19 protein-coding genes are annotated in these 22,103 nt (G+C 29.4%); 7 read left to right on the forward strand and 12 right to left on the reverse strand.

Annotation, left to right across the window (positions count from 1 at the left end; genetic code table 11):
- Positions 1–72 precede the first annotated feature (72 nt).
- A complete protein-coding gene (gene aceB, locus H9W90_RS07000) occupies positions 73–1,668 on the reverse strand; it encodes a malate synthase A (RefSeq protein WP_187483723.1) in 1,596 nt (531 codons plus the stop codon).
- Positions 1,669–1,796: 128 nt separating this feature from the next.
- On the opposite strand from aceB, the gene H9W90_RS07005 reads away from it, so the two are divergent.
- From H9W90_RS07005 to H9W90_RS07030, 6 genes are all read left to right on the forward strand, one after another.
- Entirely contained in the window at positions 1,797–3,281 is a 1,485-nt protein-coding gene (locus H9W90_RS07005) for a helix-turn-helix domain-containing protein (RefSeq protein ID WP_187483724.1), read from the forward strand.
- A gap of 40 nt (positions 3,282–3,321) precedes the next feature.
- Complete coding sequence (locus H9W90_RS07010) at positions 3,322–4,950, forward strand: acyl-CoA carboxylase subunit beta (protein WP_187483725.1); 1,629 nt, start codon at positions 3,322–3,324, stop codon at positions 4,948–4,950.
- Positions 4,951–4,976: 26 nt separating this feature from the next.
- Complete coding sequence (locus H9W90_RS07015; RefSeq protein WP_187483726.1) at positions 4,977–5,411, forward strand: GIY-YIG nuclease family protein; 435 nt, start codon at positions 4,977–4,979, stop codon at positions 5,409–5,411.
- Between the two features lie 87 nt (positions 5,412–5,498).
- Positions 5,499–7,592 carry a phosphate acetyltransferase gene (gene pta / locus H9W90_RS07020; protein WP_187483727.1) on the forward strand — a complete coding sequence of 698 codons (2,094 nt, stop codon included), beginning with the start codon at positions 5,499–5,501 and terminating at the stop codon, positions 7,590–7,592.
- Between the two features lie 2 nt (positions 7,593–7,594).
- On the forward strand, positions 7,595–8,782 hold the full coding sequence (locus H9W90_RS07025) for an acetate/propionate family kinase (protein ID WP_187483728.1): 1,188 nt from the start codon (positions 7,595–7,597) through the stop codon (positions 8,780–8,782).
- Positions 8,783–8,885: 103 nt separating this feature from the next.
- Positions 8,886–9,602 (forward strand): YebC/PmpR family DNA-binding transcriptional regulator, encoded by a 717-nt coding sequence (locus H9W90_RS07030; RefSeq protein ID WP_187483729.1) that lies wholly within the window; start codon positions 8,886–8,888, stop codon positions 9,600–9,602.
- Between the two features lie 11 nt (positions 9,603–9,613).
- Here the strand turns inward: H9W90_RS07030 and H9W90_RS07035 are convergent, their stop codons facing one another.
- The 11 genes from H9W90_RS07035 to H9W90_RS07085 all read right to left on the reverse strand — a co-directional run bounded on the left by H9W90_RS07035 (position 9,614) and on the right by H9W90_RS07085 (position 19,320).
- Positions 9,614–10,657, reverse strand: coding sequence for an AMP-binding protein (locus tag H9W90_RS07035; protein ID WP_187483730.1), 1,044 nt, complete (start codon positions 10,655–10,657; stop codon positions 9,614–9,616).
- On the reverse strand, positions 10,647–11,615 hold the full coding sequence (locus tag H9W90_RS07040) for a CPBP family intramembrane glutamic endopeptidase (RefSeq protein ID WP_187483731.1): 969 nt from the start codon (positions 11,613–11,615) through the stop codon (positions 10,647–10,649). The genes H9W90_RS07035 and H9W90_RS07040 overlap by 11 nt, the downstream gene beginning before the upstream one ends.
- Positions 11,616–11,618: 3 nt before the next feature.
- Complete coding sequence (locus H9W90_RS07045; protein WP_187483732.1) at positions 11,619–12,656, reverse strand: o-succinylbenzoate synthase; 1,038 nt, start codon at positions 12,654–12,656, stop codon at positions 11,619–11,621.
- Positions 12,657–12,663: 7 nt separating this feature from the next.
- Positions 12,664–13,179, reverse strand: a complete 516-nt coding sequence (locus tag H9W90_RS07050) for an SRPBCC family protein (RefSeq protein ID WP_187483733.1) — start codon at positions 13,177–13,179, stop codon at positions 12,664–12,666.
- 9 nt (positions 13,180–13,188) lie between these two features.
- Positions 13,189–14,136 (reverse strand): 1,4-dihydroxy-2-naphthoate octaprenyltransferase, encoded by a 948-nt coding sequence (gene menA, locus H9W90_RS07055; protein WP_187483734.1) that lies wholly within the window; start codon positions 14,134–14,136, stop codon positions 13,189–13,191.
- 12 nt (positions 14,137–14,148) lie between these two features.
- Positions 14,149–14,523: a hypothetical protein gene (locus tag H9W90_RS07060; RefSeq protein ID WP_187483735.1), complete on the reverse strand. Its 375-nt coding sequence runs from the start codon at positions 14,521–14,523 to the stop codon at positions 14,149–14,151.
- 75 nt (positions 14,524–14,598) lie between these two features.
- The gene (locus tag H9W90_RS07065) at positions 14,599–14,991 is read right to left on the reverse strand and encodes an SPOR domain-containing protein (RefSeq protein WP_187483736.1); all 393 of its coding nucleotides are present in this window, start codon (positions 14,989–14,991) and stop codon (positions 14,599–14,601) included.
- 2 nt (positions 14,992–14,993) lie between these two features.
- Positions 14,994–15,773 (reverse strand): (Fe-S)-binding protein, encoded by a 780-nt coding sequence (locus H9W90_RS07070; RefSeq protein WP_187483737.1) that lies wholly within the window; start codon positions 15,771–15,773, stop codon positions 14,994–14,996.
- A gap of 71 nt (positions 15,774–15,844) precedes the next feature.
- Positions 15,845–17,161, reverse strand: a complete 1,317-nt coding sequence (locus tag H9W90_RS07075; protein ID WP_187483738.1) for a 4Fe-4S dicluster domain-containing protein — start codon at positions 17,159–17,161, stop codon at positions 15,845–15,847.
- An 18-nt stretch (positions 17,162–17,179) separates the two neighbouring features.
- Complete coding sequence (locus H9W90_RS07080) at positions 17,180–18,175, reverse strand: MlaD family protein (RefSeq protein ID WP_187483739.1); 996 nt, start codon at positions 18,173–18,175, stop codon at positions 17,180–17,182.
- A 53-nt stretch (positions 18,176–18,228) separates the two neighbouring features.
- Positions 18,229–19,320: an N-acetylmuramoyl-L-alanine amidase family protein gene (locus H9W90_RS07085; RefSeq protein ID WP_187483740.1), complete on the reverse strand. Its 1,092-nt coding sequence runs from the start codon at positions 19,318–19,320 to the stop codon at positions 18,229–18,231.
- 93 nt (positions 19,321–19,413) lie between these two features.
- Here H9W90_RS07085 and H9W90_RS07090 point away from each other — a divergent pair, with 93 nt between their 5' ends.
- Entirely contained in the window at positions 19,414–22,101 is a 2,688-nt protein-coding gene (locus H9W90_RS07090) for a putative LPS assembly protein LptD (protein WP_187483741.1), read from the forward strand.
- Positions 22,102–22,103 lie beyond the last annotated feature (2 nt).

Consider the following 22,103-nt stretch of genomic DNA (forward strand, 5'->3'; position numbering starts at 1 on the left):
AATTATTAAGGTTTTTTGTGAATTTTGATAATTACGTCTCGCAATCTATTGCCGTAGTTGCGAGACACTTTTTTATATGTATTTATATGCTTCCAGAGTTAAAAACTCTTGATAATCTTCCGTTAAAACAAGCTGGTCAAATAACTGTATCGCTTTCTCGAATTGACCAGAATTGAATCTATTTTCACCAACATAATTTTTAATTTTTTCAATCTCTTGATGTTTGAATTTTTCATAAGTTTCTATATTAAAAGTTTCACCATTATTTATTGTAATTCCATTTTGAAGCCACAACCAAACTTGCGTTCTAGATATTTCTGCTGTTGCTGCATCTTCCATTAAATTATACAAAGCAGCTGCTCCATTTCCTTGCAACCAACTTTCTATGTACAAAATACCAACGTTTATATTTTTCCTAATTCCATCTTCAGTAATCGTTCCTTTTGGCATTTCTACTAAATCAGTTTCAGTAACATTTACATCAAATCTTTTTACATGAATTTGATTTTTAGTTAACATATTTTCATTAAAAACATCCATTGCTACTTTTACCAATCCTGGATGCGCAACCCAAGTTCCATCATGTCCATTTTTTACTTCTTGTTCTTTATCTGAAAATACTTTTGCAAATGCTAAATCATTTGCTTTTTCATCATTTTTAATCGGAATTTGAGCAGCCATTCCTCCCATTGCATGCACATTTCTTTTATGACAACTCTGTATTACTTTTAAAGAATATGCTTTCATAAAAGGAGAACTCATAGTAACCTGATCTCTATTTGGCACCATAAAATTAGCATGGTTTTTAAACTTTTTGATGTAAGAGAAAATATAATCCCAACGTCCACAGTTTAAACCTGCCATGTGATCTTTTAATTCATAAATAATTTCATCTAACTGAAAACTTGCTGTAATTGTTTCTACCAAAACAGTCGCTTTTATACTCTTTTGCGGAATTGACAAATAGTTTTGTGCAAATACAAAAACATCATTCCATAAACGCGCTTCTAAATAGTGCTCTAATTTTGGTAAATAGAAATAGGTTGAAGAATTATTTTCTTGTAATGTTTTAATATTATGAAAAAAATAAAGCCCAAAATCAACCAAAGAACCAGACATTTCTTGCTCATCTACTACAAAATGCTTTTCATTTAAATGCCAACCTCTTGGACGAACCAACAATGTAGCAGTTTCATTATTTAATGTATACGTTTTATCTTTTTTCTCATTATAAAATGAAATTGTCTTATTATTTGCATCACGTAAATTAATCTGACCTTCTAAATTATTTGCAATATTTGGTGAATTACTATCTTCAAAATCTGCCATGAAAGTTTTTGCTCCAGAATTCAAGGCATTAATTACCATTTTTCTATCAACAGGACCTGTAATTTCAACTCTTCTATCTAATAAGTCTTGTGGAATTTCAGCACAGACCCAATCAGATTCTCTAATGTTTTTTGTTTCTTCTGGAAAAGAAGGATAATTCCCAGCATCAAAATAAGCTTGCTCTATTTCTCTATCCGCAAGTAATTTTAATCTTCTTTCATTAAACTTATCATGCAATTCTAACAAAAAAAGCTTTGCCTCATCCGTTAAAATCTCTTGATACTCATCAATTTTAAATCCCTTAAAATCAATTCCTTTTGTAATAATACTTTCCTGCATAATTAGATTATTTTAATTTCTACTCTGCAATGATAAAAATAATTTTTGAACCCCACAAGCGAACGTTCGCTAAATTTATAAAAAACTTTTTTATTACAAGTTCGCTAAATATTCTTATCTTTGATTTTATGATGATAGAAGACGAATACATTCGCTTAATTTTCGGGTTAAAACTTAAGCAAATAAGAACAGAAAGAAACCTTTCTCTTTTCGGGTTAGCCAAATTAACTGGTTTATCTAAATCGTATTTAAACGAAATTGAAAAAGGAAAAAAATATCCAAAAACTGATAAAATTCTTATTTTATCAGAAAAATTAGAAACTCCTTACGATCATTTAGTTTCTTTAAAATTGGACAAAAACCTTGCTCCTATTGGAGAAATTTTACAATCAAAAATTTTAAAAGAGATTCCTTTAGAGCTTTTTGGTATAAAAGAAAACAACTTAATAGATATTGTGGCAAACGCTCCTGCAAAAGTGAATGCATTTATTAGCACAATTATTAAAATTGCACAGAACTACAATTTAACAAGAGAAAGTTTCTTTTTAGCTTCTTTACGTTCTTACCAAGAAGCGCACAGTAATTATTTTGATGATATAGAAAATGATGTAGAAAAATTTGCTGAATCATATCATTTAGATTTATCAAAAAAAATTGATTCTAATGATCTTGAAGAAATTTTAATAGAAGAATTTGGCTACACAATTAACAGTGATGAGCTTTCTAAACATGATAATCTTGGTGAATTAAGAAATATATTTATCGCAAAAAATAAAACTTTATTAATTGATAAGAATATTTCTGAAGCTCAAAAAATATTCATTTACGCTAAAGAATTAGCTTATAATTTTCTTACTTTAAATGACAGACTTTTTACTTTTCCTTGGATAAAATTCGAAAGTTTCGACCAAGTTTTAAATAACTTTATTGCCTCTTATTTTGCAGGCGCTTTAATTATTCCAAGAAAATCAATTACTGAAAAACTCAACAACTTTTTTGCTTTAGAAGAATGGAATCCTTCTGAATTAGAAAAAATAATGAATCATTTTAATTGTTCTCAAGAAACATTTTATCAACGTTTAACAAACATTCTACCAAAATATTTTAATATTAAAAACTTATTTTTCTTACGATTTACTCATAAAGTAAACTCGCCAGAATTTAGGTTAAATAAAGAATTGCACATTACACAACAGCAAGCGCCACATGCAAATAGAAATAATGAGCATTATTGCAGACGTTGGATATCACTAAAAACGATTCAAGATTTAGAAAATAATTCTAAAACAAAATCGACTTTTGGCGCACAAATATCTTCTTATGTAAATCAGAAAAATGAATATTTGGTATTATCATCAGCAACAAAAGATCCTTTTAAAAAAGACATTAACAGAAGTGTAAGTATTGGGTTGTTGTTATCATCACATTTAAAAAAGAAACTCAACTTTTTTGATGAAAACACTTTTCCAAAGAAATTGGTTGGCGTAACTTGTGAAACTTGCGCTGTAAAAGATTGTAGTGAAAGAGTTGCAGAACCTTCACGATTAGAAAAACAAGAAAAATATAAAGAAATAGCAAATACTGTAGAGAAAATCATAAACTCTTTCAGCTAAAAAATTCTTATTTTAGCAACAGATAAAAACAAACATTTTTATGGATATCAACTTCAATAAAAACGAAGATTATAATAAGCTTTTAGCATCAGATTTAAAAAGACGTTTCGCCAAAGTAAAATTAGGTGGTGGTCAAAAAAGAATCGACAAACAACACGAAAAAGGTAAAATGACAGCTCGTGAAAGAGTAGATTATTTATTAGACCCAAAAACGAAATCGATTGAAATTGGTGCGTTTGCTGGTGAAGATATGTATGCAGATCATGGTGGTTGTCCTTCTGGCGGCGTGGTTGTAAAAATTGGCTACGTTAAAGGAAAACAATGTATTGTTGTTGCAAATGATGCAACTGTAAAAGCTGGAGCTTGGTTTCCTATTACAGGAAAAAAGAATTTACGAGCGCAAGAAATATCCATTGAAAACAGATTACCAATAATTTATTTAGTGGATTCTGCTGGAGTTTATCTACCAATGCAAGATGAAATTTTCCCTGACAAAGAACATTTTGGACGCATTTTTAGAAACAACGCAGTAATGAGTAGCATGGGAATTACACAAATCTCTGCAGTTATGGGAAGCTGTGTTGCTGGTGGTGCATATTTACCAATTATGAGCGATGAAGCTTTAATTGTAGATAAAACTGCAAGTATTTTCTTGGCTGGAAGTTATTTGGTAAAAGCTGCAATTGGAGAATCTATTGATAATGAAACTTTAGGTGGAGCAACTACACATTGCGAAATTTCTGGTGTTACAGATTACAAAGCAAAAGATGATAAAGATGCGTTGGATAAAATAAAATTTATTGTTGATAAAATTGGTGATTATGTCAAAGCTGGTTTTAGCAAAACAGAATCTTTTCCACCAAAAGAAAAAGAAGATGATATTTTTGGAATTCTGCCAAAAGAAAGAAACGCACAGTATGATATGTTAGAAATCATAAAGCGCTTGGTAGATAATTCGGAATTTGAACAATATAAAGAAGGTTATGGACAAACCATTTTAACTGGTTATGCAAGAATTGATGGTTGGGCAGTTGGTATTGTTGCCAATCAAAGAAAATTAGTAAAAACAAAAAAAGGAGAAATGCAGTTTGGTGGTGTTATTTACAACGATTCTGCTGATAAATCTACCCGTTTTATTGCGAATTGTAATCAGAAAAAAATACCTTTAGTTTTCTTACAAGATGTTACAGGTTTTATGGTGGGTTCTAAATCGGAACATGGAGGAATTATAAAAGACGGAGCAAAAATGGTAAATGCAGTTAGTAATTCTGTGGTGCCAAAATTTACAATCGTAATTGGGAATTCTTACGGCGCAGGAAATTATGCAATGTGTGGTAAAGCATATGACCCAAGATTAATTGTTGCTTGGCCAAGTGCTGAATTAGCAGTTATGAGTGGGAATTCTGCCGCAAAAGTTTTATTACAAATTGAAACTGCTTCTTTAAAAAAACGTGGAGAAGAAATTACACCCGAAAAAGAAGCTGAATTATTCCATAAAATAAAATCGCGTTACGACAATCAAGTTTCTCCTTATTATGCAGCTGCAAGAATTTGGACAGACGCAGTTATAAATCCATTAGATACAAGAACTTGGATTTCTATGGGAATTGAAGCTGCAAACCACGCTCCTATTGAAAAGAAATTTAATATGGGAGTTTTACAGGTTTAAGTTAAGATTAATAAATAATATTAAAAATGCAAATTGAAGAAGCTAAAGAATTAGTAAAAAAATATGAATTAGATTTTAGAAATCCTAAACTAGAGGGTTTTGAAATAAGTAAAAATTATGATTTATTTCCTGATAAAAGTTCAGATAAATACGCTTCGAAATGGCCCGACAAATATTATCATAATGGACGATTTGGAGTTTATTTAATATTAGATGAAAAACTTGAGGTTATTTATGTTGGTAAAGCAAATAATATTGGAAAAAGATTAGGTTCATATTTTATGTACAATAAAGATGATAAATCTTGTTTGATTAGACATGATAGCTGGAAAAAAAGACCTAAATATATTTGCAGTATTGCAGTTTCTGATAAAACTTGGTTCGAATGTTTATCTTTAGAAGAATACTTAATTCACAACATTAAACCAATTGATAATATTAGAAGTAAAGAATATAAATAACACTTATATTTTCATAAATAATATATGACGAATATCACAATTAGTCATTTTTTTATATTTTATTTTTGCAAAACAAATCAATAAAAAATGAGTAAAGCCATATATATTGCCACAGTAGAATCTGATAGTGGAAAATCTCTAATATCATTAGGTCTTTTAAGAATGATGTTAACAAAATCTGCGAAAGTGGGTTATTTTAGACCCATTATTAACGAGATTAATACTGATGGATATGACGAACACACAAATACTGCCATTAATTTTTTCAACCTAGAAATTGATTATAAAGATTGTTATGCCTTCACACAAAGTGAAGTTGTAGAATTATTAAGTGAAGGGAAAGAAGATGAAGTGATTCATAATGTCATCAAAAAATATAAAAAATTAGAAGCAAACTACGATTACGTTTTAGTAGAAGGGACTGATTTTTCTAGCGGTGGAAGTTTTACAGAATTAGATGTAAATTTAATGATAGCCAAAAACTTAAACATTCCTGCTTTAATCGTTGGTTCTGGAAATGGAAAAAAGAAGAAAGATTTCATTAATACAATGCAACTTTCTTACAACGCTTTTGTTCAGAAAGAAGTGGATGTTATTGGAATTATTGCCAATAAAATTGAGGAAGATGAAGTAGATTATATTAGACAAGAACTCATTAAAAGTTTTCCGGATAAACTTCAAATAGATATTATTCCGAAGATAGATTTTTTAGCATTTCCAACAGTTAAAGAAGTTGTAAAAGCACTAAATGGACGTGTTTTATTTGGAGACCAATTTTTAGATAATGCCATTGGAAGTTATAGTACTGGAGCCATGCAACTTCGAAATTATCTAACAAGAATCAAAGAAAATGCGCTGGTAATTACACCTGGAGACAGAGCAGATATTATTTTAGGTGCATTGCAAGCTAACGCCTCTAAAAATTACCCAAAAATTGCAGGTATCATTTTAACAGGAACATTAATTCCTGAAGAATCGATTATAAAATTGATTGAAGGTGTGCAATCTACAGTGCCAATTATTTCTGTTGATGGAGGCACTTTTAATATTTCTAACAAAATTGGTAGCGTAAAATCTAAAATTTATGCAACTCATGATAAAAAAATATTATTATCATTAGACACGTTTGATAAATTTGTGAATGCAGAAGGTTTAACAAATATTTTGACTTCTTATCAGTCAGATAGAATGACGCCAAGCATGTTTCAATATAATTTATTGCAAAAAGCAAGAATTCACAAAAAACATATTGTGTTGCCAGAAGGAGATGATGAACGAATTATAACTGCTGCTGCACGTTTACAATTATTAGACATTGTAGATTTAACGTTATTAGGAGACAGAAATACAATTCAATTAAAGTGCGATCAGTTGGGAATTCAGATAGATTTAGATAAACTAAACATTCTAAATCCAGAAGATTCTATTCATAATAAAGACTTTGCAAATACGCTTTTTGAGGCAAGAAAACATAAAGGTTTAACAGAAACAACTGCAGCAGATTTAACTAGAGATGTTTCTTATTATGGAACTTTAATGATTTTAAATGGTTTGGCAGATGGAATGGTTTCTGGAGCTGTTCACACAACTATGCACACTATAAAACCAGCTTTACAATTAATAAAAACAAAACCTGGAGTTTCTGTAGTTTCATCAGTATTTTTTATGTGTTTGTCTGACAGAGTTTCTGTAATGGGAGATTGTGCTGTAAATCCGAATCCGAATGCAGAACAACTTTCTGAAATCGCTATTTCTTCAGCAGCTTCTGCAGAAGCCTTTGGTATTCCTGCAAAAGTTGCGATGTTATCTTATTCTTCTGGAAGTTCTGGAAAAGGAGAAGAAGTAGAAAAAGTTAGAAAAGCAACTGAATTGGCAAAAGCTAAAAAACCAGATTTAAAAATCGAAGGTCCAATACAATATGATGCAGCTGTAGATATGTCTGTCGCGAAAACAAAAATGCCAGATTCTGAAGTTGCAGGACAAGCCTCTGTATTAATTTTCCCAGATTTAAATACTGGAAATAATACGTACAAAGCAATTCAAAGAGAAACGGGTGCTTTGGCAATTGGCCCAATGTTGCAAGGTTTAAATAAACCTGTAAACGATTTAAGTAGAGGCTGTACAGTGGATGATATTTTTAACACGGTTTTATTAACTGCTATTCAAGCAAATCAAGATTAATTATGAATATTTTAGTTTTAAACGCTGGTTCTTCTTCTTTAAAATATCAAGTGATAGAAATGCCTTCGCAACATGTAAAATGTGTTGGTTTGGTAGAAAGAATTGGAATGGAAGATGCTATTTTTAATCATGAAATTAATGATGAAAAACACAAAGAAATTCTACCAATTTTAAATCATGAAATTGGTTTACAAAAAATTGCTAAAACTTTATTAGACAAAAAAATTGGTGTTTTAAATTCTGTTGATGAAATAAAAGCGGTTGGACACAGAGTGGTTCATGGAGGAAGCAAATTCAGTAAAACTGTAGTTGTAACACAAGAAGTTAAAGACAATATTAGAGATTTATTCGATTTAGCGCCTCTACACAATCCTGCAAATTTAACAGGAATAGAAATTGCGGAAACGATTTTTACATCCGCTAAACAAATTGCAATTTTTGATACTTCTTTTCATCAAACAATGCCAAAAGAAGCGTATCAATATGCAATTCCGAATAAATATTTATCGACACATAAAATTAGAGCTTATGGCTTTCATGGCACAAGTCATAAATATGTTTCTGAAAAAGCGATTGAGTATTTAGGCGAAGAAAAATCAAAAAACATTATCACTATTCATTTAGGAAATGGTTGTAGCATGTCTGCAATTAAAAACGGGAAAAGCATAGAGAATTCTTTGGGTTTTGGCCCAATGAATGGATTAATTATGGGAACTCGTTCTGGAGATATCGACCAATCTGTTATTTTCTTTTTGATGAAAAAACTCAACAAATCTGTTGAAGAGGTAAATAATTTATTGCAAAAAGAATCAGGAATGCAAGGTTTAACTGGTTTTTCTGATTTAAGAGAAATATCCGAAAAATCAGCACAAGGAAATCAAGATTGCAAAAATGCACTGAATTTAGCAGGATATAGAATAAGAAAATATATTGGAAGTTATGCTGCTATTTTAAATGGTTTAGATGCAATAGTTTTTACTGCCGGAATTGGAGAAAACTCTGCAATTATGAGACAATTAGCTTGTGAAAATTTAGATTTTTTAGGAATTGATTTAGATGAAACCAAAAACGAAATTCGTTCTAAAGACATTAGAGAAATTCAGAAATCTATTTCAAAAGTGAAGATTTTAATTATTCCAACAAACGAAGAAATTGAAATTGCAAAGCAATCTTATCAATTGATAAAATAGATTCTTACATTTACAGCACTCAACAATCAAAAAAATTGTAAAACAACGTTCAAATTTTTACATTTGCGGAGTTAGAATAACACATAAAAAATAATCACAAGAAATGGGTAGAGCATTTGAGTTTAGGAAAGCAAGAAAAATGAAGCGTTGGTCTGCAATGGCAAAAACATTTACCAGAATTGGTAAAGATATTGTTATGGCAGTAAAAGAAGGTGGGCCAAACCCAGAATCTAACTCTAGATTAAGAGCTGTTATACAAAATGCTAAGGCTGCAAACATGCCTAAAGATAATGTAGAAAGAGCTATAAAAAAGGCAACAGATAAAGATACTGCAGATTATAAAGAGGTACTTTTTGAAGGTTATGCGCCACATGGAATTGCTATTCTATTAGAAACTGCAACTGACAACAACAATAGAACTGTAGCTAATGTTAGAGCAGCTTTTAACAAGTGCGATGGAAATTTAGGAACTTCTGGTTCTGTAGTTTTTATGTTCGACCATACTTGTAATTTCACTTTGAAAAAAGAAGATATTACAATGGATATGGAGGAATTAGAATTAGAATTAATAGATTTTGAAGTTGAAGAGGTTTTTGATGACGAAGAAGGAGTTATTATTTACGCACCTTTTGAACAATTTGGTTCTTTACAATCATTTTTTGAAGAGAATAATATAGAAATTTTGTCTTCTGGTTTCGAAAGAATACCAACCACTACAACAAAACTAAATGAAGAGCAAAAAGCAGATGTAGAAAAGCTTTTAGAAAAATTAGAGGAAGATGATGATGTAAATTCTGTTTACCATTCTATGGAAGAATAGTTTTTATAATTTTATAAATTAATGAAATCCAATGTTTTAGTACGTTGGATTTTTTTTGTTTCCGTTTCTACAAATTTATCAATAAAATAAATCTGTTTAGGAGTTTCATATTTTGATAAGTTAGCATCTTCAAAACTAATTTTTTGCTCTTTCCCTTCAATAATTAAGATTAACTTTTCGCCTAATTTTTCATCAGGAATTCCAGCAACAAAAAAACGGTTTTCAATTATTTTTGATAGTTTTTCTTCTATCTTTTCTGGGTGTAATTTTATTCCGCCTGAATTTATAACATTATCAAAACGTCCCAACCATTGGAATTTGGTATCTGAAATTAAATCGACAACATCATTTGTAAAGATGATTTTTTCTGAAACTTTTTCAGCATCAATTACTAAACAATTTCTTTTGTCTTTATAAATTGTTACGTTTGGTAAAGTTTGATAATAATTAGGTTGAATCTTTACATTATTTAATCTTTTAACGGCAACATGAGTTATAGTTTCTGTCATACCATATGTTGCAAAAACCTCTGAAGAAATAACTTGTAATTTTTCTTGAAGCTGATTAGAAACAACTCCCCCACCAACAATAAGCTTCTTTATTTGGTGAATTTTATTTAATGAATTCTCTAATTGTAAGGGAACCATTGCAGAAAAATCATACTCTTTTTCAGTATCTTTTAAAGGTTCTGAATTTGATTCGATTATATCTAAATGCCAACCTAGAGTTAATGCTCTTATCAGCATCATTTTACCAGCTATGTACTGAATAGGCAAACATAATAAAGCAGTTGTATTTTCTTTTAAATTGAAGAATTTTCCAGTTGCAATTGCTGAATTCTTCATCAACTCTTTATTTAACTGTATTGGCTTTGGTATTCCTGTAGAACCAGAAGTATTTACAATAACAAAATCTTCTTCAGAAAACCATTCTTTTAAAAATTGATGAATTTCATCAGAAAAACCTATTGTAAAAGCTAATAACTCATCAACATTGGAAAACGAATGATTATTTAATTTAAAATTTTCATGAAAGATATGTTCCTTAAATTTCATCTAAAACTCTATAATTTTCTTTTAAATTAATAGGTTCTTTAATTTTACCAGTCAATTTTTCTTGCCAGTTTTTCCAACCATATTTTTTAGAAAACAACAATAACATTAGTGGATATAAAACTAAAACCGGAAAAAACATTTCCCAACCAACAGAAGGTTCAGAAGTATCTATATATAATGCCTCTGTTTGAAAAACAGTCCAATCTGTGGTGACAAAAAATGCTGCAACAATATTATTTATGGCATGTAAACCTAATGCCAACTCTGTTCCTTCGTCCATTAAAGTTGTAATTCCGTAGAAAAAACCAGTTCCAATATAGAAAACCATAGAAATATAACCTAACTTTTCTACTTCTGGATTTGCTCCATGAAGCAAGCCAAAACAAACAGAAGTTATAATTAAAGGCAACCATCTATTTTTTGCTAGTATTCCTATTCCTTGCATAAAATAACCTCTAAATAACAATTCTTCGAACGAAGTTTGAAAAGGTAAAAACAAAAAAGAAATTGCGACTAAAGTAAAAAATGGTGTTGCTTTAAAATTCCATGTATAATCTTCTGGACTCATTAAAACACCCAAATAAATCATTATTGAAGCAACAATTCCCCAAGTAAAAAAGCCGAACCAAAAACGTTTCCAATCTATCTTTTTTCTACTGGTAACCAAAGATGTAATTGTTCTTTTATGTACATACTTTACGCCAATAAGTAGAAAAATTAACCCTACAAAAAACATAAGTATCATTAAAAATAGAAACAGATTACTATCAATTCCTAAAGTCATAAAATTATTCTCAGCAGCTTTTAAAAATTCTGAAGTATTTCCAGATTTAGCTGCAGCTGCCATAACCAAAGGAATAATCCCTAAAACTTGCCACCCAAAAAATACAAGTATTATTGTAAGAACCCAATGATACCATTGGTTTTTTCCTGTATACGCTTGTTGAATATAGTTCATTTTTTATATTTTAAAATTCCATTTTTTAGAATTAGTATATTGTAATGTTCCGTTTAAGACTTCTAACGGACTTTCAAAATTATTTGTAAACAAACCACCAGTTCCTAAACCTTGTGGTAATTTACTCTGTAAAGTATATGTAAATTGTGCAATTGCGTTTAAACCAATATTGCTTTCTAAAGCAGAAGTTATCCACCAATCTGCATTATTATTTTCAGCTAATTGAATCCAATCTTTACTTCCAGAAAAACCACCAATTAAACTTGGCTTTGAAATGATAAATTGTGGCTTAATCGTTTCTAATAATTTGCGTTTATTTTCAAAAGAAAAAACACCAATCAATTCTTCGTCTAAAGCAATTGGTAAAGGTGTTTTAGAACAAAGTTCTGCCATTTCTTGTATCTGACCTTGCTTTATTGGCTGTTCTATAGAATGAATTTCTAATTCTGATAAAATCTCTAATTTCTCTAAAGCTTCATTTGGGTTAAAAGCTCCATTTGCATCCACTCTTAATTCTATTTCGTTTGATGAAAATTCTTTTCTGATTGATTTTAATAATTCAATTTCCGATTCAAAATCAATAGCACCAATCTTCATTTTAATGCAAGAAAAACCTGTTTTTAATTTTTCTTTAATTTGGTTTTTCATGAACTCCTTCTCACCCATCCAAACTAAACCGTTTATAGGAATTGCTTGCTCTCCTCTTGTAAATTCTGATGGAAATAATTCAAATGAATTGTTACTTTCTAATGATAAAAATGCTTGCTCTAATCCAAATTGAATAGAAGGGAACTCGCAGAGTTCTTTAAGTAAATTATGTAAACCTAAATTAATATTATTACATACCCATTTTATTTTCTCTTCATAATTAGGAACATCGTCGATACTTAAACCTCTAAACAAACCTGTTTCTCCAATTCCTATTTTACCATTTTTTTCTAAAATAATAAACCAAGTTTCTTTTGTTCTTAAAATACCACGTGAAGTACCACTTGGGTTTTTAAAATTTAGAATGTACTTTTTATAGCTGGCTTTTATCACTTGAAAATTATTTCTTTTCTACAAATTCTTTAAAATTATTCAAATAGGCTTGATCTTGTTCTTGAAAAGTTCCTTTAAAATAAGGAAATAGACAAGCCATAATAAAAGAATCGCTTTTACAGCTAGATTTTAAAATAATAGTAGTTACGCCATCTTCTTCACAAAAGAGGTAATCATCTGTCTTTAACATGTTTTCAGCATCAAAGAAAAGTGTTACTTTTTCATTGGGTACGTATGCCAAAACTTTCTCTGTCATTGTAATTTCTTCTCCTTGGTTTTCTACCACAATTTTATAAATACTTCCTGTTTTACCTGGATTGTCATTTACAACTTCGAAAGATTTTATCTCTGGAATCCAATTTTTAATGTTTTCTGAATTATTAAAAACACTAAAAACTTCTGTAACAGGTTTATCTACAAAAACCTGTGCAGTATAATTTGTTTCTTTTATTATTAACCCCGTAAGAAAAAAACCTATTACCAAAACAGATATAATTCCTAAAATTATTTTTATTGCTTTCATATTTATAATTTAATAAAGTTGTCCTATTCCAAAAAGAATGGCAAACAAAAATGTACTTAATGCTACTTTTTTTAACTCACTATCTAATTCTGAATGAATAATATTCTTTGCTACTACTACTATGTTTATAGCTAAAGGAATAAAAGCAATTAGAAATAAATACTGTAGAGGAGAGTAATAATTTAACTGAACATAAACAATAGCAGCAATTAAAGCTCCAATAATTAAAGCATAATGATACATTTTAGCTTTCTGGCTACCTAGTTTTACAACTAATGTGTTTTTATTATTCTTTTTATCTTCAATTTGATCTCGCATATTATTCAAATTTAAAACAGCAGCACTTAATAATCCTATTGAAATTGCTGGTAAAAAAATTTTAAAATTGATGTGTTTTGTGTACAAGAAATAAGATCCAACAACACTTAATAAACCAAAGAACAAGAACACAAAAATATCACCTAAACCGCTATAACCATAAGCAGATTTACCAACTGTATATTTTATTGCTGCTGCAATTGAAGCAATTCCTAAACCAAAAAATAAGATTGAAAACCCAAAATTTTCTTTTCCAAAAGAAACATAAATCAATAACAATGCAATTATTAAAGTGATAATTGTAGTAATTATCATAGCCGTTTTCATTTGTTTGGGAGTAATTGCGCCTGAAGCCACCATTCTAGCTTCGCCAGTTCTGTTTTTATCAGAACCTTTTACTCCATCACCATAATCATTTGCAAAATTTGATAAGACTTGAAAACCTATTGTTGTTAGAATTGCTAACCAGAAAATAGGTGATTGTAAAATTGTTGGACAACCAAAATCACAATAAGAAATTAAAGATGACTTATATTGAAAAGAATCTTGATTCCCTAAAACACTTCCAACAATAATTCCGGAAATAGATAAAGGAAGTGTTCTTAAACGTGCAGCTTTAATATAATTTGAAAAACCCATTTTTATGAAATACTATTTTAATAAAGCTTCTTTAATATGGATTGGTTCTCCGTTTTTTATAGCTTGTACAAAAGCTCCTGGATATTTATTTAAAAATAAACTTCTAGTTTTTCTTGCTTCATTATAAGTTAAAAATTCACCAAATCTAAATTTAGTTAAACCATTTTCTTTGTATGTTTTAACACTATCTATATTCGCCAATGTTGAATTTTCTTTTTTTAAAGCAGCTATTTGAACTGTAAAAATAAGCTCTGGAACTTCATCAACAATGCTTTTAGGTTCTATTGTTGTTACATCAGGTTTACTTATATCTAAAGAATCTTTTTTTTCTTCTTTTTTTCCACAAGAAATTATCAAGATAAAAACAAAAAAGTAAGCGTATTTCATAATTTAACTGTTTCTAAAGTATCTTTTAATTTAATCTAAAATTCTTCCTCAATTAAATTAATTCTTTTTAAGCATCTATAAAATTGGTGCTGATATTTTTAGAGCTTCTCTAATATGTATGCGTTTCCCTTTATTAAATGGAACAATAAAAGCATCTGTACAAACATTTAAAAGAATTCTTTTAAACTCTATTGCTTCTTTATAAGTAGGGAATTCTCCTAATCTATACCTAGTAATATTGTCTTCTTCTTTAGTAATAACAATATTGTCTACACTTTCTAAAGCTTTATTTTCATTTCTGTATGCACCAATTTGAATGGAAAAAAACAAACTAGTATTAGATTTAATATAATTATCAGGTAAACTACTTGCAATAACTTTAATATAATTTTCTTCTTCTTGAGCAGATAATTCAGTCGTTGAAATAAAAATAAACCCAGTAATTAAAAAGAAAATAATATTTTTCATTGTTACAAATTGTTTGCTTCAGCAATTAACTCTGCAATATCTTTTACTAAAACTTCAGCTTCTTTTTCTTTGAATTTAATTCCGTCTGTCATCATTGTATTACAATAAGGACAACCAGTAGCAATGATTTGCGGTTTGGTTTCTAAAGCGTCTTCTGTTCTTAAAACATTAATATCTTTATCTCCCTTTTCTGGCTCTTTAAACATTTGCGCTCCTCCAGCTCCACAACATAAAGCAGTAGATTTGTTGCGCTTCATTTCTGTTAAGTTTACACCTAGTCTTTTTATTAAATTTCTTGGAGATTCGTAAACTTCATTCGCTCTTCCTAAATAACATGGATCATGGAATGTAACTCTTTTTCCTTTTAGAGTAGTATCGTCTATTTTTAAACGCCCTTCAGAAATTAAATTTTGTATGAATTGTGTATGATGAAAAACCTCATACTTCCCTCCTAAACTTGGATATTCATTTTTTAAAGTATTAAACGAATGTGGATCGCACGTAACAATTTTCTTTACTTCATAACCATTCAATACTTCAATATTCATCATTGCTTGCATCTGAAACAAAAATTCGTTTCCAGATCTTTTAGCTGCATCACCTGTAGAAGATTCTTCCGTTCCTAAAACAGCAAAATCTACGTTTGCTTGATGTAATATTTTTACAAATGCTCTTGATATTTTCTTTGCTCTATCGTCATAACTTCCTGCTGCGCCAACCCAAAACAACACTTCTGGTTGTTTACCTTGAGCCATCATTTCTGCCATTGTTGGTACTGTCATAAATTACAAATTTTGAATTATTGATTATGAATTAATACAATTCTTAATTAATAATTGTTTATTAAAAATCTTTAGTCTTCTTTGGCCCAGTTTAATCTATCTTGTTGATTGTATTGCCAAGGTGCACCATTGTTTTCGATGTTTGTCATCATCATGTTTAATTCTTGAGGTGCTGCACTTTCTTCCATTACTAAATATCTTCTCATATCCATAATAATAGAAAGTGGATCGATATTTACTGGACATTCTTCTACACAAGCATTACAACTTGTACAAGCCCATAATTCTTCTGGCTTTATATAATCGTTTAATAGCTGTTTTCCATCATCTACAAAAGTTCCGCCATTTGCATCTATATTTCTACCAACTTCTTCTAAACGATCTCTAGTATCCATCATAATTTTACGAGGAGATAATTCTTTACCCGTTAAATTTGCAGGACATGAAGATGTACAACGTCCACATTCTGTACAAGTATATGAGTTTAATAGTTGCACCCAATTTAAATCTGTAACGTCAGAAGCTCCAAATTTTTCTGGAACAGTTTCTTCTGCTCCTTCAGCTGGAGCGGCATAAGGATCTGCATCTGGATCCATCATTAATTTAACCTCGTTTGTAACGGATTCTAAATTATTGAACTGTCCTTTTGGATTTAGGTTTGCTAAATAAGTGTTTGGAAACGCTAATAAAATGTGCAAATGTTTAGAATAATACAGATAGTTTAAGAAAACTAAAATTCCTAAAATATGAATCCACCAAGCACTTCTTTCTATTGTGTGAATTGTTTCTGCAGAAAAACCATCAAACAAAGGTGCAATAAATTGACTTATTGGATTCCCTATTCCTGCTTGTTGAAATGCTGTATCTGTTGCATTCATTACTAAAAATAAGGTCATTAAAACCATTTCGAAATACAGAATATTATTTCCATCATTCTTTGGCCAACCTTTCATTTCTTTACTAAAAAAACGTTTGATGTTTGATACGTTTCTTCGCAACCAAAATATAACAACTGCTACAAAAACTAGCGCTGCTAAAATTTCGAAAGTACCTATTAAGAACGCATAAAAACCATTACCTAAAACGCCTTGAAAAATTCTGTGTGTTCCAAATAAACCATCAATAATAATTTCTAAAACCTCTATATTTATAATAATAAAACCAACATAAACTACAATATGCAAAAAACCTGAAAAAGGTCTTTTTACCATTTTAGATTGCCCAAGAGCAATCTTTATCATGTTTTTTAATCTTTCTGGTTTTCTATCTGTTCTATCTACATCTTTTCCTAATTTAATGTTTCTAGATAGTTTGTGAATATTCATCACAAAAAAACCAATTCCTAAAAGTAACGCTATTGCAAAAATTATGTTTGGTAAGTATTGCATCTTATAAGTTTAAAAATATTATTGTTTCAATTCTTCAATCTCTTTTTTTAGCTTTTTTAATTCTTCTAATTCATCTTTTGTTGGAGAATATGGTTTAGGCTTTTTCCCGAATATAGAAAAATGTACATATCTTTTCGGGTTCAACTTTAAATCTCTTAATAATTCTTCAAGCTCTTTTGTAGCTGCTTCAATATTATCATATAACTTTTTATCGTTAATCAATTTACCTATAGAACCTTCATTAGAATTCATTTTTCTAGATAATTCATTAAAATTATCTACAGCATTTTCTGCCTTTTTAACAATGTTATTAATATTAACAGTAGTTAAACTGTCTGACACTTTGCTGAAATTTTCTGTAATATTTTTAGTGTTTTCTAATGTTATTTTTAAATTCTCTTGATTATCTGTAACCATAGAATTTACAGATTTTACAGTCTGTCTTAACTCATAAATTGTTGCTGATAAATTTGATACAGAATTATTAATACCTGTAATAGTTTTATCATTTAAAATCTTGTTAACACCACTAAATAAAGTGTCTGCTCTAACAATTACTTTTTCTATTTTTTGTTGTAGCGGGTTTAAACGCTCTCCAATAGAAGTAAACAGACTTTCTTCCATTTCTCCTTCTAGAACATCTCCAGAAACTGCCATTTCTCCTTCATAGCTTGGTATTACAGCCAAGTTTGAACCACTTAATGGATTTGGAGAATAAATTCTAACAATACTATTTTTTGAAAACTGAAAATCATCTTCAACAGAAAAACGAACAATTAAATGCCCTCTTTTTTCAGGTGTATTATTAAACTTTATTTCATCTACCTTACCAACTTTTAAACCGTTAATAGTTACAGAACTAGACCTATTAAGACCTCCAATTTTACTATATTCAACTTCAAAATAACGAGTATTTCCATCTAATATATTTTGGCCTTTTAAAAAGTTAAATCCCCAAATAAAAATTGCAATAATTACTACAACAACAATTCCTGTTTTTAATTCTTTTGACATGCATTAAAATTTAACAACAATATTACTACTATTTTTTTACAGAAACCACCAAACTATTGCATTTTAACAGCATCTGAAACTGATATTTTTTCTCCGTTTTTAAAAGCAACTATAAAAGCTGTTTTATATCCTTTTCTTTTTACTTCTTCAAGTGATTTTTTAACCTCTTTATAATTAGAAGTGTTTCCATAATAATATTTATAAAATGAACTTACTTGAACTCTCTCAACATCTTGTAAACCTTTAAAATTATAAGATTTAGTTGCAAGTTTATTTTTACCAGAAGCTATTTGAATTTTATACTCAATATCATCTACCATTTTCTGTTGAGTAACAACATCTATAACTGTATTTAACTTTAAATTACTGATATAATTTTGTATTGCATCTGCAATGGAGTTTCCCATTTGCTCCTGTCCTTTTTTTGAATTTAAATATTTCCCTTCTTTTTTATTTGTAAGAAACCCCAATTCAACTAAAACACTTGGCATAATTGTTTCTCTTAAAACCTGAAAATTATCTTGTTTTACTTTTCTGTCTTCTCTTTTTAGTTTTAGCGCAAAATTATTCTGAATTAAACTTGCAATTGCCAAGCTTTTGTCTAAATTTTCTTCTTGTAAAAGAGATAAACCAATAACAGATTCTGCAGAATTAGGGTCAAAACCTTTATATCTTTCTTTATAGTTATCTTCTAATAAAATTACAGCATTTTCTCTTTTTGCAATCTCTAAATTTTTTTTATTTCCACGCAAACCTAACACAAAAGTTCCTGCTCCATGTGCATTACTTGTATGAGAATCGCAATGAATAGAGACGAATAAGTCTGCTTTTGCATGATTTGCTACATCTCCTCTCTTCCATAAATCTATAAAAACATCTTTACTTCTTGTATAAATTACCTTTATATCTTTCTTTTTGGCAAGTTTTTTACCAACAATTAATGCAACTTTTAAAGCAATATTTTTTTCTTTATATCCGCTTCCTAAATTTCCAGGATCTTTTCCACCATGTCCTGCGTCTATAACTATGACATATTTTTTTTGTGAAAAAACATTAGAAGACTGTGCTAAAAATAAGAATATGCACAGAAAAACAAAAAATGTTTTTGTTTTGGTATTAATTTTGTGTGTTTGTTGGAATCGCATCAATAAAATTTAACTAATTTTGGGGACTTAAAATTTGGTGCTTCAAATATTGAGCCATATTTTTACTTTTATACAAAAATAGCATTTATAGCATTGCAAACAAACCTATCATACATACTTTTATTTTGCTGCTTCTTTTTAACGGAAATAGGTTTTTCGCAAGATATTAAACCTAATAATAAAACGGTTATACCTATTATTAAAAAAGATACTGTTAAACCTATTAGAAAAGAGTTAAAAAAGAATATAAAAAAGGACTCTTTACTTTCTAAAAAGGTAGATACTATTGCAATAGATTCTATCAAACCAAAAGAAACTATAGAAGATATTATAACTCATAATGCAAAAGATTACACCATACAGGATGCAAAAAATAAGAAAGTTACCTTATATAATGAAGCAAGCATAGTTTATACAGATATCGACTTAAAAGCTGGTATTGTAATTATCGATTATAATAAAAACACACTTTTTGCAAAAGGAATTAAGGATAGTACAGGTTATGTACAAAGACCAGTTTTTAAACAAGGTGGTCAAGAATCTGAACAAGATTCAATTATCTATAATTTTAAAAGTAAACGTGCTTTAATTTATGGCCTAAAAACCAAACAAGGCGAAATGTTTACTTATGGTGAAAAAACAAAACGAGTAAATGACTCAACTATTTACATAAGAAAGATACGTTTTACAACTTCAGAAAAAGAAAACCCAGATTATTACATAGCTACAGATAAAGCAAAATTAGTTCCTGGTAAAAAGATAATTGTTGGTACAAGTAATTTAGTAATTGCAGATATTCCTACACCTGTATTTTTACCTTTTGCTTATTTTCCTATGACAGAAACTAGCACTTCTGGTTTTTTAATTCCAGCTTTCGATACCGGAAGTTCAGAAAGAGGAATAGGTTTTCAAAACGGAGGATATTATTTTGCCATTAATGATTATTTCGATTTAACGGTTTTAGGTGATGCATATTCTAACGGAAGTTGGGGATTTAGAACCTCTTCTAACTATAACAAAAGATACCGTTTTAATGGAGCTTTTTCATTTAATTTCGAAAACAATATAAATGGAATTCGTGGTTTTGATGATTATTCTAAAGCCAATAACTTTAATATTAGATGGAATCATAATCAAGATTCTAAAGCAAGTCCAAATTCTAGATTTACAGCTTCTGTTAATTTAGGTAGTAGTAAGTTTTTTAGAGAATCTCAAAATCAATTTAACGTTTCTCAATCGCAAACCAACACATTTAATTCATCTATAAATTATAGCAAAACTTTTGTTGGCACACCTTTTAACATGAGTGTTACAGCTACTCATCAACAAAACACAAATACAGAAAAAATTACCATGACATTACCGTCTTTAACGGTTAATATGAATAGAGTATATCCATTTGCTGGTAAAGGTGGTGTTCAAAAAACACCAATTCAAAAAATGGGTTTTAATTACACTATGCAAGGTCAATACTTAATTAATACAGATGATGATGAGTTTTTTACTAGCAAAATGTTTGAAACTGCAAGAGCTGGCATACAACACAAAACTGGTACAAACACAAACATTAAGGCATTTAAATATTTTACATTATCACCAAGCGTAAGTTATGAAGAAACTTGGCAATTTGATTACATTCAAAAAGAATATGATATTACAGACAATGTAGTTGTTACTGATACTTTAAGAGGTTTTAAAAGTTATAGAGAATATAATGCTGGTTTAAGTTTATCTACTACATTATATGGTGAATTCGCATTTAAAAAAGGGCGTCTAAAGAAAATTAGACACACATTTAGACCTTCTATTTCTTATTCTTATAGACCAGATTTTAAAGACAATTACCTTAAACAGGTACAAAGTAGTGCAGATCCGTTAGATGTTGAAGAATACACTGTTTTTGACCAAGGAATATATGGAGCTCCTTCTTCTGGTTTAAGTAATTCTATAGGAATAACTTTAAATAACGTTTTAGAAGCAAAAGTTGCATCTAAAGATCCTGATAGTGATGAAGAAGATGAAAAAATCACTATTTTAAACAACTTAAATTTTAGCAGTTCTTATAATATTGCAGCAGATAGTTTGCGGTGGTCTCCCGTTAGTTTTTCTGCCGGTACAAGGTTATTTAAAGATAAATTAGCTGTAAACTTAAGTGGTTCTATGGATCCTTATAAAGTTATTGAATCCTCTACTGGTTCGCCAATTCGAATTAATGAATTTAATGCAAATATCTTTAGGCTAACCAACGCTAGTTTAACTGCAAACTATTCAATTTCTAGTGCAGACTTTGATAAAGACAATAAAAATAAACCAACTAATAATGCTAATAATCCTCCAGATATTATTGGAGCAGACATTAATCCTACAGATAGATTCGGACAAAGAAGTAATATAAATTCTAATAAAGAAGATAAGAATAAAGAAACCAAACTATACAGAGCAGATATTCCATGGTCCGTAAGTTTAGGATATTCTGCAAGCTACAATAATAATGGAATTGATGGTGGAGAAGTTGGTGTACATAGTATTGTATTTAGTGGAAATGTAGAGTTATCACCTAAATGGAAACTAGGATATTCTTCTGGTTATGATGTTAAAGGAGGTGCTTTTACTTTTTCAAGATTCAATTTTACAAGAGATTTAGACAGTTGGCAATTCAACTTTAATTGGGTTCCATTTGGTACAAATTCTTCTTATACCTTTTTTATTGGTGTAAAATCTTCTGTTTTAGCAGATTTAAAGTGGGATAAAAACAAACCACCAGATAGAACTTTATTTTAATT

Source organism: Polaribacter pectinis (genome assembly GCF_014352875.1).
GTDB classification, from domain to species: domain Bacteria; phylum Bacteroidota; class Bacteroidia; order Flavobacteriales; family Flavobacteriaceae; genus Polaribacter; species Polaribacter pectinis.

Bases quoted from the DNA above. Each gene is read 5' to 3' on its own strand.
- aceB (WP_187483723.1), bottom strand. From the start codon at position 1,668: ATGCAGGAAAGTATTATTACAAAAGGAATTGATTTTAAGGGATTTAAA.
- H9W90_RS07005 (WP_187483724.1), top strand. From the start codon at position 1,797: ATGATGATAGAAGACGAATACATTCGCTTAATTTTCGGGTTAAAACTT.
- H9W90_RS07010 (WP_187483725.1), top strand. From the start codon at position 3,322: ATGGATATCAACTTCAATAAAAACGAAGATTATAATAAGCTTTTAGCA.
- H9W90_RS07015 (WP_187483726.1), top strand. From the start codon at position 4,977: ATGCAAATTGAAGAAGCTAAAGAATTAGTAAAAAAATATGAATTAGAT.
- pta (WP_187483727.1), top strand. From the start codon at position 5,499: ATGAGTAAAGCCATATATATTGCCACAGTAGAATCTGATAGTGGAAAA.
- H9W90_RS07025 (WP_187483728.1), top strand. From the start codon at position 7,595: ATGAATATTTTAGTTTTAAACGCTGGTTCTTCTTCTTTAAAATATCAA.
- H9W90_RS07030 (WP_187483729.1), top strand. From the start codon at position 8,886: ATGGGTAGAGCATTTGAGTTTAGGAAAGCAAGAAAAATGAAGCGTTGG.
- H9W90_RS07035 (WP_187483730.1), bottom strand. From the start codon at position 10,657: ATGAAATTTAAGGAACATATCTTTCATGAAAATTTTAAATTAAATAAT.
- H9W90_RS07040 (WP_187483731.1), bottom strand. From the start codon at position 11,615: ATGAACTATATTCAACAAGCGTATACAGGAAAAAACCAATGGTATCAT.
- H9W90_RS07050 (WP_187483733.1), bottom strand. From the start codon at position 13,179: ATGAAAGCAATAAAAATAATTTTAGGAATTATATCTGTTTTGGTAATA.
- menA (WP_187483734.1), bottom strand. From the start codon at position 14,136: ATGGGTTTTTCAAATTATATTAAAGCTGCACGTTTAAGAACACTTCCT.
- H9W90_RS07060 (WP_187483735.1), bottom strand. From the start codon at position 14,523: ATGAAATACGCTTACTTTTTTGTTTTTATCTTGATAATTTCTTGTGGA.
- H9W90_RS07065 (WP_187483736.1), bottom strand. From the start codon at position 14,991: ATGAAAAATATTATTTTCTTTTTAATTACTGGGTTTATTTTTATTTCA.
- H9W90_RS07070 (WP_187483737.1), bottom strand. From the start codon at position 15,773: ATGACAGTACCAACAATGGCAGAAATGATGGCTCAAGGTAAACAACCA.
- H9W90_RS07075 (WP_187483738.1), bottom strand. From the start codon at position 17,161: ATGCAATACTTACCAAACATAATTTTTGCAATAGCGTTACTTTTAGGA.
- H9W90_RS07080 (WP_187483739.1), bottom strand. From the start codon at position 18,175: ATGTCAAAAGAATTAAAAACAGGAATTGTTGTTGTAGTAATTATTGCA.
- H9W90_RS07085 (WP_187483740.1), bottom strand. From the start codon at position 19,320: ATGCGATTCCAACAAACACACAAAATTAATACCAAAACAAAAACATTT.